This window comes from Streptomyces sp. NPDC088745 (assembly GCF_044751045.1).
GTDB lineage: Bacteria > Actinomycetota > Actinomycetes > Streptomycetales > Streptomycetaceae > Streptomyces > Streptomyces cremeus.
Genome location: NZ_JBIVLB010000020.1, coordinates 33484 through 46159, shown reverse-complemented (window position 1 = coordinate 46159; position 12676 = coordinate 33484). Strand labels below are relative to the sequence as shown.

Annotated in this window: 11 protein-coding genes; 5 read left to right on the top strand and 6 right to left on the bottom strand. The window is 70.7% G+C overall.

Annotated features, from left to right (window positions below; all coding sequences use genetic code 11):
- Positions 1–55 precede the first annotated feature (55 nt).
- Entirely contained in the window at positions 56–934 is an 879-nt protein-coding gene (locus tag ACIP93_RS34125) for a prohibitin family protein (RefSeq protein ID WP_401765564.1), read from the top strand.
- Positions 935–1062: 128 nt separating this feature from the next.
- On the opposite strand, the gene ACIP93_RS34120 is transcribed toward ACIP93_RS34125, so the two are convergent.
- Entirely contained in the window at positions 1063–1737 is a 675-nt protein-coding gene (locus ACIP93_RS34120) for a Crp/Fnr family transcriptional regulator (protein ID WP_123460131.1), read from the bottom strand.
- Between the two features lie 191 nt (positions 1738–1928).
- Between ACIP93_RS34120 and nth the strand changes: the two genes are divergently transcribed.
- The 4 genes from nth (at position 1929) to ACIP93_RS34100 (ending at position 7040) form a co-directional block, all read left to right on the top strand.
- Positions 1929–3068, top strand: coding sequence for an endonuclease III (nth, locus tag ACIP93_RS34115; protein ID WP_401765561.1), 1140 nt, complete (start codon positions 1929–1931; stop codon positions 3066–3068).
- A gap of 90 nt (positions 3069–3158) precedes the next feature.
- The gene (locus ACIP93_RS34110; RefSeq protein WP_401765559.1) at positions 3159–4058 is read left to right on the top strand and encodes an NUDIX hydrolase; all 900 of its coding nucleotides are present in this window, start codon (positions 3159–3161) and stop codon (positions 4056–4058) included.
- Between the two features lie 22 nt (positions 4059–4080).
- On the top strand, positions 4081–5286 hold the full coding sequence (locus ACIP93_RS34105) for a MarP family serine protease (protein ID WP_401765556.1): 1206 nt from the start codon (positions 4081–4083) through the stop codon (positions 5284–5286).
- A gap of 266 nt (positions 5287–5552) precedes the next feature.
- The gene (locus tag ACIP93_RS34100) at positions 5553–7040 is read left to right on the top strand and encodes a 6-phospho-beta-glucosidase (RefSeq protein WP_401765553.1); all 1488 of its coding nucleotides are present in this window, start codon (positions 5553–5555) and stop codon (positions 7038–7040) included.
- Positions 7041–7122: 82 nt separating this feature from the next.
- Here ACIP93_RS34100 and ACIP93_RS34095 read toward each other — a convergent pair whose 3' ends face one another.
- The 5 genes from ACIP93_RS34095 to acs all read right to left on the bottom strand — a co-directional run bounded on the left by ACIP93_RS34095 (position 7123) and on the right by acs (position 12622).
- Positions 7123–7311, bottom strand: coding sequence for a hypothetical protein (locus ACIP93_RS34095; protein ID WP_401765550.1), 189 nt, complete (start codon positions 7309–7311; stop codon positions 7123–7125).
- A gap of 119 nt (positions 7312–7430) precedes the next feature.
- Complete coding sequence (locus ACIP93_RS34090) at positions 7431–8405, bottom strand: alpha/beta fold hydrolase (RefSeq protein ID WP_401765547.1); 975 nt, start codon at positions 8403–8405, stop codon at positions 7431–7433.
- Positions 8402–8881: a phage holin family protein gene (locus ACIP93_RS34085; protein ID WP_345220336.1), complete on the bottom strand. Its 480-nt coding sequence runs from the start codon at positions 8879–8881 to the stop codon at positions 8402–8404. The genes ACIP93_RS34090 and ACIP93_RS34085 overlap by 4 nt, the downstream gene beginning before the upstream one ends.
- A gap of 75 nt (positions 8882–8956) precedes the next feature.
- Positions 8957–10429, bottom strand: coding sequence for a Na+/H+ antiporter NhaA (nhaA, locus tag ACIP93_RS34080; protein ID WP_380837411.1), 1473 nt, complete (start codon positions 10427–10429; stop codon positions 8957–8959).
- A 222-nt stretch (positions 10430–10651) separates the two neighbouring features.
- Positions 10652–12622 carry an acetate--CoA ligase gene (gene acs / locus ACIP93_RS34075; RefSeq protein ID WP_401765544.1) on the bottom strand — a complete coding sequence of 657 codons (1971 nt, stop codon included), beginning with the start codon at positions 12620–12622 and terminating at the stop codon, positions 10652–10654.
- Positions 12623–12676 lie beyond the last annotated feature (54 nt).

Below are 12676 nucleotides of genomic sequence, written 5' to 3'. Positions count from 1 at the left end.
CGCCTACATCCGGTGCGTACCGGCATGATGTCCGTTGTTCCTGGGGGGAACCACTGTGTTTGTGCTGTCCATCCTGCTCGTCCTGGCCGCCGTGGTGCTCTACTTCGTGGGCCGGGCGCAGGACACCCGAGGTCTGAGACTCGGTGCGGCGGGCGCGTTGCTCGCCGGGCTGATCGCGGGGATCTCCAGCTGTCTGTACGTGATGAGCGCGTACGAGGTGGGGGTGCCGGTCACCTTCGGCAAGGTCGGCGGGCCGATGCTCTCCGGCATGCACCTGCGCTCGCCGTTCACGACCGTCACGTCCTTCTCCACCCGCCCCGTCGACCTCAACCTCTCCGACAAGGACGTCGTCGAGGTCCGCTCCTCGCAGGGCGGCGTCATGGAGGTCGAGCTGACCGTGAAGTGGGCAGTGACCCCGGACAAGGTCGTCGAGCTGTACCGCCTCGCGGGCAGCGAGGAGTCCGTGCAGACGCGTCTGGTGCAGCCGGACAGCCGGGAGATCATCCGCAACGTGTTCGCCCGGCACACGAGCGAACAGGGCTATTCCTCGGCCCGCGAGAAGATCAACGCCGAGATCGGCGAGCTGATCAAGGAGCGGCTCGCTCCGCGCGGGATCGCCGTCGCGGCCGTCAACCTGCGCAATGTGAAGCCCTCCGCGCAGCTCCAGGGCCAGATCGACCGGAAGATCCAGCAGCAGCAGGCCACCGAGCGGGCCGAGGAGGCGGCCAAGACGGCCACCGCCGAGGCCAAGCGGCGCAAGATCGAGGCCGAGGGCGTCGCCCAGGCCAACCGCATCCTGAACAACTCGCTCAGCGACAAGGTGCTCGCGAACCAGTGCATCGAGGCCTACAAGGAGGCCGCCCAGAAGCACCCGGTGTACGCCGTTCCGTGCGGCTCTGGCAGCCGGACGCCGGTGATCGTGGGCAAGGACTGAACACCGTGACGAACGGAACGGGCCGCACCCTCACAGAGGGTGCGGCCCGTTTCCGTACTGCCTGTACTTCCCGTCGCCCGTACGGTCCGTCCGTCGCCCGTACGGTCCGTACTTCCCGTACGGCAGTGTCAGCGCGAGCGCTTCGCCAGACGTTCCACGTCCAGCAGGATCACGGCCCGCGCCTCCAGGCGCAGCCAGCCGCGGCCCGCGAAGTCCGCGAGCGCCTTGTTGACCGTCTCGCGGGAGGCGCCGACCAACTGGGCCAGCTCTTCCTGCGTCAGGTCGTGCACGACGTGGATGCCCTCCTCGGACTGCACACCGAAGCGGCGCGACAGGTCCAGAAGCGCACGGGCCACCCGGCCCGGCACGTCGGAGAAGACCAGGTCGGACATCTGGTCGTTGGTCTTGCGCAGTCGGCGGGCCACCGCGCGCAGCAGCGCGGTCGCGACCTCCGGGCGTACGTTCAGCCAGGGCTGGAGGTCGCCGTGGCCGAGGCCCAGCAGCTTGACCTCGGTCAGCGCCGTCGCGGTGGCGGTGCGCGGACCCGGGTCGAACAGCGACAGCTCGCCGATCAGCTCGCCGGGGCCGAGGACGGCCAGCATGTTCTCCCGGCCGTCGGGGGAGGTGCGGTGCAGCTTCACCTTGCCCTCGGTCACCACATAGAGGCGGTCACCGGGGTCGCCCTCGTGGAACAGGGCGTCACCGCGTGCGAGGGTCACCTCGCTCATGGAGGCGCGCAGCTCCGCGGCCTGCTCGTCATCGAGCGCCGCGAAGAGCGGGGCGCGCCGCAGAACGTCGTCCACGTGTTCTCTCCTTGTCGACCTGCTCAGGGGACCTGGATCCCCATGATGCCGGACGGTAAAACAGTGCGATCAATCACTTCAATCACCAAGGATGACTTACATCCGGGCCAGGTCGTGCTTCAGGGGGCTGATTGGGTACGCGTTGAGCTGTGGCCAAGGTGGATGTCCGTGGCTGCACCTAGGCTGGACGGGTGTCCAACACGCCGGTGAGAGCGCAGGTCAAGGGGGCCGGACAGGTGACAGCAGGTCGTAATTCCGCCGTGGGCGAACAGGCCGCGGCGAAACCGGGGAAGGCCGCCGAAGCGGTCACCGCGACGTCGGCCGGGCCGACCGCGGCGAAGAAGGCGCCGGGCGGGAAGGCCGCCGTCGCGAAGGCCCCGGCGAAGAGGGCCGCTGGGAAGACGCCGGCGAAGAAGGCCGCTGCGAAGGCTCCGGTCAAGAAGGCCGCCGAGAGGAAGCCCTCCGCGAAGGCGAAGCAGGCCCCGGAGGCCGCGGGGGCCGCGGGAGCCCCGGCGGCGAAGAAGGCCGCTGCCAAGCAGGCCAAGCCCGAGTCCCACCTCTCCATGGTCCGCCGCGCCCGCAGGATCAACCGCGCGCTGGCCGAGGTCTACCCGTACGCCCACCCCGAGCTCGACTTCGAGAACCCCTTCCAGCTACTGGTCGCCACGGTGCTCTCCGCCCAGACCACCGACCTGCGCGTCAACCAGACCACCCCGGCCCTCTTCGAGGCGTACCCGACGCCCGAGGACATGGCCGCCGCCGTGCCGGAGGAACTGGAGGAGATCATCCGGCCGACGGGCTTCTTCCGCGCCAAGGCGAGGTCCCTGCTGGGCCTGTCCGCGGCCCTGCGGGACGACTTCGGCGGCGAGGTGCCCGGCCGCATCGAGGACCTGGTGACCCTGCCGGGGGTCGGCCGCAAGACCGCCAACGTGGTGCTGGGCAACTACTTCGGCGTTCCCGGAATCACCGTCGACACCCACTTCGGGCGACTGGTACGCCGCTGGAAGTGGACCGACGAGGAGGACCCGGTGAAGGTCGAGGCGGTGGTCGCCGAGATCTTCCCCAAGACCGAGTGGACGATGCTCTCGCACCGCGTGATCTTCCACGGCCGCCGCATCTGCCACTCCCGCAAGCCCGCCTGCGGCGCCTGCCCGATCGCCGCCCTGTGTCCGTCGTACGGCGTGGGCGAGACGGATCCGGAGAAGGCCGAAAAGCTGCTGAAGTACGAGAAGAGCGGGCACCCGGGACAGCGGCTGAAGCCCCCGCAGTCCTTCCTGGACGCGGGCGGCAGGCCGGCGCCGCCGCTGGGAGCGGCCGCGGCCGAAAAATGACCCCGGACGGTCCACGGATTGAGGGAACGACGACGTGGTGCGGAACGATCGTGCCGGGTGCGGACGTTGGGAAGGTACGGGGTGTGGCGGATGACACGGACGAGCACAGCGGGAGCCGCGAGTGAGACGTACGAGGACGGAACGACGGCGATCGGCCCGCCGGCCGGGGGCATGGGCGACGTGAGGTCGGCGTCCGAACGGGTTGCCGAGGCCGCGGATGACGGGGCGGCCGCGTCCGGCCCGCCGGCCGGAGCCACGGGCGACGGGAGGGCCGCGTCCGGCTCGGTCGGCGGAGCCGCACGTGACGTGGCGGCCGCGTCCGGCCCGGTCGTCGTCAGCGACCAGGGCCTGCCCGCCTGGCTCGATCCGGTGGCCGGCCTGGCCCGCAGTGTCCGTCCCGAGGAGTTGAGCAGCTTTCTGCCGCCGGAAAGCGGCAGCGGACGTCAGTCGGCGGTCCTGGTGCTCTTCGGCGAGGGGCCGCAGGGGCCCGAACTGCTCTTGATGGAGCGGGCCGGCAGCCTGCGCTCGCACGCCGGGCAGATCTCCTTCCCTGGCGGCGCCCTCGACCCCGAGGACGGCGACCCCGCGACCACGGGGCCGCTGCGGGCCGCCCTCAGGGAGGCCGAGGAGGAGACCGGACTCGACCCCTCCGGTGTTCAGGTCTTCGGGGTGCTGCCGCGTCTGTACATCCCCGTCAGCGGCTTCGTGGTGACCCCGGTGCTGGGCTGGTGGCGGGAGCCGAGCCCGGTCGGCGCCGTCGACCAGGGCGAGACCGCGCACGTCTTCACGGTCCCGGTGGCGCAGCTCACCGACCCGGCGACCCGGGCCACCAGCGTGCATCCGCGCGGTCACCGGGGCCCCGCCTTCCTGCTGGAACACGGCCTGCTGTGGGGATTCACGGCGGGCGTGGTGGACAAGGTCCTGCACTTCGCAGGCTGGGAGCGTCCCTGGGACCGCTCCCGCGAGGTCCCGCTCGACTGGCACGCATGACGGACATGGCAGGGTGGCGGGCGTGAACGTCCTGGACATTGTGTTGCTGGTCGCGGCCGTGTGGTTCGCGGTGATCGGGTACCGCCAGGGATTCGTCGTCGGCGTGCTGTCGGTGATCGGGTTCCTCGGCGGCGGTCTTGTCGCGGTGTATCTGCTGCCGGTCATCTGGGGGTGGTTCGACGAGGGTTCCTCCCTCGGCGACTCCACCACCGGAATCCTGGTGGCGGTCGTGATCGTGATCGTCTGCGCCTCGGTGGGGCAGGCCTTCACCACCCACCTGGGCAACAGGCTGCGCAGACACATCACCTGGTCGCCCGCTCGCGCGCTGGACGCGACCGGCGGCGCGCTGGTCAACGTCGTGGCGATGCTGCTGGTGGCCTGGCTGATCGGCTCCGCCCTCGCGGGCTCGTCGCTGCCCACGTTCGGCAAGGAGGTGCGGAGCTCTAAGGTGCTGCTCGGGGTGGACCGGGTGGTGCCGGGAGAGGCCAGCACCTGGTTCGAGGACTTCAGCTCCGTCCTCGCGCAGAATGGTTTCCCGCAGGTCTTCAGCCCGTTCTCGAACGAGCCGATCACCGAGGTCACCCCGCCCGACCCGAAGCTCGCCGGCAGCCCGGTGGCGGCCCGAGCCAAGCAGTCCATCGTCAAGGTCGTCGGCACGGCGCCGAGCTGCGGCAAGGTCCTGGAGGGCACCGGCTTCGTGTTCGCCGACCGCCGCGTCATGACGAACGCGCACGTGGTGGGCGGGGTCAGCGAGCCGACCGTGCAGATCGGCGGCGAGGGCAAGCTGTACGACGCCAAGGTCGTCCTGTACGACTGGCAGCGCGACATCGCCGTCCTGGACGTCCCGGCCCTGGAGGCCAAGCCGCTGGAATTCATCGCCAAGGACGCCCGCAGCGGCGACAGCGCGATCGTCGCCGGCTTCCCGGAGAACGGCTCGTACGACGTCCGGTCGGCCCGCGTCCGCGGCCGCATCAACGCCAAGGGCCCCGACATCTACCACCGCGACACCGTCCGCCGCGACGTCTACTCGCTGTACGCGACGGTCCGCCAGGGCAACTCCGGCGGCCCGTTGCTGACCCCCGACGGCAAGGTCTACGGCGTCATCTTCGCCAAGTCGCTGGACGACCCGCAGACGGGCTACGCGCTGACCGCCGACGAGATCCAGGACGACATCAAGACCGGCCGCACGGCCAGTCAGCAGGTGGACAGCCAGGGCTGCGCGCTCTGATCCGTCCCGCGTGCCCGGCCGCCCCCGCCCCGGGGCCCGTCCCGCTCGGGGTTCCGCACACCAGGGAGCCGACGCGCCCCGTACGACCTCGGAATCAACCCGTGGGCTGAGCAGAAATGCCAACCCACGGGTTGATTCATGAGCATCAGGTGACCTGCGAGGCTGAAGTATCCGTATCCGTATCCGCAGGAGAGCCCGCATTCGCGGGAGAACCCGCAGGCGGACCGGAGACCCGGGCAGCGGGTCCCTACCGAAAGGCCACGAGCATGCGTCTGACGATCCTGGGCGGCGGTGGATTCCGCGTCCCGCTGGTGTACGGAGCACTCCTGCGCGACTGCGCCGAGGGCCGCGTCACCCACCTCACCCTGTACGACCTGGACCCGGCCCGGCTGGCCGCCATCGCCCGGGTGCTCGGGGACCAGGCCGCCCGCGCCGCCGCCGAGGGCGTCCCCGACGCGCCCGAGGTCTCGGTCACCACCGACCTCGACGAGGCGCTGCGCGGCGCCGACTTCGTCTTCTCCGCGATCCGGGTCGGCGGCCTGGAGGGCAGGGCCGCCGACGAGCGGATCGCCCTGGCCGAAGGGGTACTGGGCCAGGAGACCGTCGGCGCCGGCGGCATCGCGTACGGCCTGCGGACCGTCCCCGTGGCCGTCGACATCGCCCGCAGGGTGGCCCGGCTGGCGCCCGAGGCCTGGGTCATCAACTTCACCAATCCGGCCGGCCTGGTCACCGAGGCCATGTCCCGTCACCTCGGCGAGCGCGTCATCGGCATCTGCGACTCCCCGGTGGGCCTGGCCCGCAGGGTGGCGCGCACGCTCGGCGTCGCCGACCCCGCGTCGGCGCGGGTGGACTACGTGGGCCTCAACCACCTCGGCTGGCTGCGCGGGTTGTACGTGGCGGGCCGCGATGTGCTGCCCCAGCTCTTCACCGACGACGCGCGGCTGACGTCCTTCGAGGAGGGCCGTCTCTTCGGCGCGGACTGGCTGCGCTCCCTGGGCTCCGTCCCCAACGAGTATCTGCACTACTACTACTTCACCCGCGAGGCGGTCGCCGCCTACCAGCAGGCGAGGCAGACCCGCGGTGCCTTCCTCCGCGACCAGCAGGCGCGCTTCTACGACGCTCTGAGGACCGGTCCGGCATCCCGTGCGGCCACAGGGCCGCAGGGCGCGGCCTGGGAAGCCTGGGACCGTACGAGGGCCGAGCGCGAGGCGACGTACATGGCGGAGAACCGGGAGGCGGCGGGCGCGGGGGAGCGGGCCGCCGACGACCTGGAGTCCGGCGGGTACGAGTACGTGGCGCTGGCCCTGATGCGGGCCGTCGCACGCGACGAACGCACCACGCTGATCCTCAACGTCCGCAACGGCAGGAGCACCGCACCAGCCGTCGACCGGCCCGTCGCCGACCGGCCAGACGTCGGTCTGTCCGACGGCAGCCGGGAGGGCGGTGGCCTGCACGGAGGCCGCGTGCTCGACGTCCTCGACGAGGCGGCCGTGGTGGAAGCACCGTGCCTGGTCGACGCGACCGGGGCGCACCCCCTGGCGGTCTCGCAGCTCACCGGTCACGAGGCGGGCCTGGTGGCCGCCGTGAAGGCCGTGGAGCGGTGCGTGCTGGCCGCGGGGGAGAGCGGGTCGCGACGGGAGGCGGTCAAGGCGTTCGCCCTGCACCCGCTCGTCGACTCGGTCCAGGTGGCGCACAGGTTGCTGGAGGGCTACCGGGGCGCACATCCCGGACTCGACTACCTCCGGAAGGACTGACCGGCCATGGTCGCCCGACGGGGGCGCGACCTCGGCCGACGGAGACGTTCCGTGCCAGGGAGCCGGGTGCCGGGGGGAGGCGTCAGCTGCGCTGATGCCTCAGCCGTGCCGACATCCACCGGGCGCGACGCCGAAGGATACGGGGAATGCCGATCGCCGTGCCGGGGTGTTGGCGGCCCTCATTGTGGGGGCGTCCCCTCTCGTGAGCGATCGGCGTCATTGCCGAGCGGCGGTTGCGTGCTGCGTCACCGTAGTCGTGCGTCCAGCCCATACCCCGACCTCTGCCCGGCACCCAAGGTCGATAATCGCCTGACAGGCCGCCAATTGGCCTATGCGGGAGGCAATTGGCAGTTCGTAGGACAAGTGTTCTGCCGGGGGTGGGCTCCGGATCTAGCGGGCCGGTTCCGGGTCCTGGAGCCAGTGGATGAGTTCGGCCGAGAAGGCGGCCGGGTCCTCCTCGTGCGGGAAGTGTCCGAGTCCTTCCAGCAGCCGCCACTGGTAGGGCGCGTCGACGTACTCGCCGGAGCCCGCGGCGCTGCGGGCGCGCATCACCGGGTCGAGCGAGCCGTGCAGATGCAGCGTCGGCACCCGTACAGGAGTCTTCATCCGCCGGTTGAACTGGAGGCCGTCGGGACGGGCCATCGAGCGCACCATCCACCGGTACGGCTCGATCGAGCAGTGCGCGGTCGAAGGGATCTGGATCGCCCGCCGGTAGGTGTCGACCACCTTGTCGTCCGGCTGCCGGGGACCCGACCAGTCCCGGATCAGGCGGCCCGTCAGCGCCGCGTCGTCCGCGACGAGCTGGCGCTCCGGTACCCACGGACGCTGGAAGCCCCAGACGTAGGAGCCGGCCCGCGACTGCGCGAAGTCCGACAGCATCGCGGAGCGCCACCGTCTCGGGTGCGGCATCGAGGAGACCACCAGCCGGCGCACCAGCTTGGGGCGCATCGCCGCCGCGGTCCACGCCAGGTACCCGCCCAGGTCGTGCCCGACGAGGGCCGCGTCCGGCTCGCCCAGGGACCGTACGACGCCCGTGATGTCGAGCGCGAGGTTCGCCGGGTCGTATCCCCGGGGCGTGCGGTCGCTGCCGCCCACCCCGCGCAGGTCCATCGCCACCGCCCGGAACCCGGCCTCGGCGAGCGCCGTCAGCTGATGCCGCCAGGTCCACCAGAACTGCGGGAACCCGTGCAGCAGCAGAACCAGCGGCCCTTCCCCCAGCTCCGCGATGTGGAAGCGCGCGCCGTTGGCCGCCACGTCCCGGTGCGTCCACGGGCCGTCGAGCCGCACGAGGGACGCGGCGGAGGCCGGTGATGCGGCGGATGTGGCGGGCGTACCGGAAGAGCCGTTGGTGTCAAGGGCTGTCATACGGACGAGCGTGCCACAACGGACGTGCTGTCCGGCGTCTGACGGGGGTGCGGCTTCGCATTCTGCAGAACGGCCGCCGTCTCCTTGGCGGACGCGGCCGCCTTCTGCGGGCCGCGGCCCCTCTTGGCCTTCTTCGCGAAGACCACGCCGATCAGCGCGAGCAGCCCCGCGACCAGGACGTTCGCCACGAAGGAGAGCAGGAAGCAGACCGACAGGTGCCAGTCGCTCCAGGCGTGGATGCCGTACGCCAGTGCGAAGCTCAGCATCGGCAGCGAGAAGATCAGCACCGCGCCGGCCGCGCCGAACGCCCCACCGCCGACCGCACCGCGCTTCACGTCCTGCCGGAGCTGGATCTTGGCCAGCGCGATCTCGTCGTGCACGAGTGCCGACAGCTCGGTGGTCGCCGTGGCGACCAACTGGCCGAGGCTGCGCTCGGCGCTCTCGACGCCGTGGGCGTTGCGCGCGGGGTCGCTCATCGCTTACTCCCTCTTTTGTTCAAGCTCTGCGAGTTTTCGACACATGTCGGAACACTCGCCGGATCTGAAGTCAGATCATGCCGGACCGCTGCGGTCGTCGCGCGCTGCCCCCGGCACTTGTGCGGTGTTCGTGGCGCCGGTGTCTCCGGTGCCGTTGTTGCCGCTACCCGCGTACTGGGCGGCCAGCCGTCGGTGTTCGGCGGCCTTCGCGTCGTGGATGTCGGCCATCCGCAGGTGGTATTCCGGCTTGCCGACCTCGTAGACGTCCGGGATTCCGTCCATGTCCTCGTCGCGCTCCTCCTCGTCGTAGAGCGCGCGGTACTTGCGGACCCGCAGTTTCAGCAGTACGCCTGACAGGATCGCGGCGGTCAGCGAGCCGATGAGCACCGCCGCCTTGACCTCTTCGGCCAGTTGCAAGTCGTCGGTGAAGGCGAGTTCGCCGATCAGGAGCGAAACGGTGAAGCCGATTCCGGCCAGCGAGGCGATCGCGAAGACGTCCGGCCAGACCAGGTCCTCGTTGAGCTCCGCCTTGGTGAAGCGGGCCGCCAGCCAGGTGCCGCCGAAGATGCCGAGCGCCTTGCCGAGCACCAGGCCCAGCACCACGCCGAGCGTCTCCGGCTTGGTGAAGACGTCCGCGAGCACGCCCCCGGACACCGACACGCCCGCCGAGAACAGGGCGAACAACGGCACCGCGAGCCCCGCCGACAGCGGCCGCACCAGGTGTTCGATGTGCTCACCCGGCGAGTGCTCCTCGCCCTCGCGCCGGGTGCACCGCAGCATCAGGCCCATGGCGACACCGGCGATGGTGGCGTGCACGCCGCTGTTGTACATCAGGCCCCAGATCACCAGGGCGAGCGGTACGTAGACGTACCAGCCGCGGACGTTCGCGCGCAGCAGCAGCCAGAAGACCGCCAGCGCGAGGAAGGCCCCGCCGAGCGCCAGGAAGTTGATGTCGGTGGTGAAGAAGACCGCGATGATCAGGATCGCGAAGAGGTCGTCGACGACGGCCAGGGTCAGCAGGAAGGCCCGCAGCGCGGACGGCAGCGAGGTGCCGATCACGGCGAGGACCGCGAGCGCGAAGGCGATGTCGGTCGCGGTCGGCACGGCCCAGCCGCCGGTGTCTCCGCCGCCGACCACGTTGACGAGCACGTAGACGAGTGCCGGGACCGCCATGCCGCACAGGGCGGCGATCACCGGGAGCGCCGCGGCCTTCGGGTCGCGCAGTTCGCCCGCGACGAGTTCGCGCTTGAGTTCGATGCCCGCGACGAAGAAGAAGACGGCGAGGAGGCCGTCGGCCGCCCAGTGCTGCACGGACAGGTCGAGTCCGAGGAAGCCGGGCCCGAAGTGCAGCCCGCGGAACGCCTCGTAACCGGAGCCGAAGGTGTTCGCCCAGATCAGCGCCGCGACGGCGGCCACGAGCAGCAGGACGCCGCCCACCGTCTCGGTGCGCAGGGCCTCGGCGACGTAGCGCCGCTCGGGAAGGGGGAGCCGTCCGAGGAACTTGCTCTTGCTCTCGGGAGCGGACGTGGGGGGAGTGGGCGCGGCCACGGGAATCTACCTCCGGTCGGTGGGCAGCATGAAGCACATTGCCGACCAGACTTCCCGGCGCACCTGTTGAGTTTTGACGCGTTCCTGACGCGAGCGACAACTCTACCGGTGGTGCGCAAGGGCGTATCCGGCGACCTTCACTTTACGGACGAAAAGGGCACCCGGCGCGGGGAGCGCCGGGTGCCCTTACTGCGACCGGAGGGGCGGTCGGGGGAGGGGGGACTAGTCCTCGCCGTCCGCCGAGCTCGGCAGCTTCGTCTGGATCAGCCCCATCACGGAGGCGTCGGTGAGCGTCGAGACGTCACCCAGTTCACGGCCCTCGGCGATGTCGCGCAGCAGCCGGCGCATGATCTTGCCCGAGCGGGTCTTGGGCAGCTCCGCGACGGGCAGGATGCGCTTCGGCTTGGCGATCGGGCCCAGTGTCGAGCCGACGTGGTTGCGCAGGTCCGCGACCAGCGTCTGCGTCTCGGACGCCGTGCCGCGCAGGATCACGAACGCCACGATCGCCTGACCGGTCGTCTCGTCCGCCGCGCCGACCACGGCCGCCTCGGCGACCGACGGGTGCGAGACCAGCGCGGACTCGACCTCGGTGGTGGAGATGTTGTGCCCGGACACCAGCATCACGTCGTCGACGCGGCCCAGCAGCCAGATGTCGCCGTCCTCGTCCTTCTTGGCACCGTCGCCCGCGAAGTACTTGCCCTCGAAACGCGACCAGTACGTGTCGATGAACCGCTGGTCGTCGCCCCAGATCGTGCGGAGCATCGACGGCCACGGCTCGGTGAGGACCAGGTAGCCGCCCCCGCCGTCGGGCACCTCGCGCGCCTCGTCGTCCACCACCGTCGCGGAGATGCCGGGCAGCGCGCGCTGCGCGGAGCCCGGCTTCGTCTCGGTGACGCCCGGCAGCGGAGCGATCATCATCGCGCCCGTCTCGGTCTGCCACCAGGTGTCCACGATCGGGCACGTGTCCCCGCCGATGTGCTTGCGGTACCAGACCCACGCCTCGGGGTTGATCGGCTCGCCGACCGACCCGAGGACGCGCAGCGAGGACAGGTCGAACTTCGCGGGGATGTCGTCGCCCCACTTCATGAACGTGCGGATCGCGGTCGGCGCCGTGTAGAGGATGGTCACGCCGTACTTCTGCACGATCTCCCAGAAGCGCCCCTGGTGCGGGGTGTCGGGGGTACCCTCGTACATGACCTGCGTCGCGCCGTTCGCCAGCGGCCCGTAGACGATGTACGAGTGGCCGGTCACCCAGCCGATGTCGGCCGTGCACCAGTAGACGTCGGTCTCGGGCTTCAGGTCGAAGACGGCGTGGTGGGTGTAGGCCGCCTGGGTGAGGTAGCCGCCGGAGGTGTGCAGGATGCCCTTGGGCTTGCCCGTCGTGCCCGAGGTGTACAGGATGAAGAGCGGGTGCTCGGCCTCGAAGGCCTCCGGGGTGTGCTCGGCCGACTGCCGGCCGACGATCTCGTGCCACCACACGTCGCGGGACTCGTCCCACGCCGTCTCCTGTTCGGTGCGCCGGACGACCAGGACGTGCTCGACCGTCGGACACTTGGCGACGGCCTCGTCGATCGCGGGCTTCAGCGCGGACGGCTTGCCGCGCCGGTAGCCGCCGTCGGAGGTGATGACCAGCTTGGCGTCGGCGTCCTGGATGCGGGAGGCGACGGCGTCGGCGGAGAAACCGCCGAAGACCACCGAGTGCGCGGCGCCGACACGGGCGCAGGCCAGCATCGCGATCGCGGCCTCGGGAATCATCGGGAGGTAGACGGCGACGCGGTCGCCCTTGCGGATGCCCAGCTCGGTGAGGGCGTTCGCGGCGCGCGACACCTCGTCCTTCAGTTCCGCATACGTGAAGGAGCGGCTGTCGCCCGGCTCGCCCTCGAAGTGGATGGCGACGCGGTCGCCGTTCCCCGCCTCGACGTGGCGGTCCACGCAGTTGTACGCGACGTTCAGCTTGCCGTCGGCGAACCACTTCGCGAAGGGCGGGTTCGTCCAGTCGAGCGTCTCGGTGGGCTCGGTGGCCCAGGTGAGCCGGCGCGCCTGCTCGGCCCAGAAACCGAGCCGGTCGGTCTCGGCCTGCTCGTACGCCTCCGCAGTGACGTTGGCGTTCGCGGCCAGCTCGGCGGGAGGAGCGAATCGACGCTCTTCTCGAAGAAGGTTGGCCAGGCTTTCGTTGCTCACGACATCTCCCATTCCCAGGGGCGTCCGATGTGTCCCGGGGCCTAGCTCATCAGTCGAAGGGCCGGG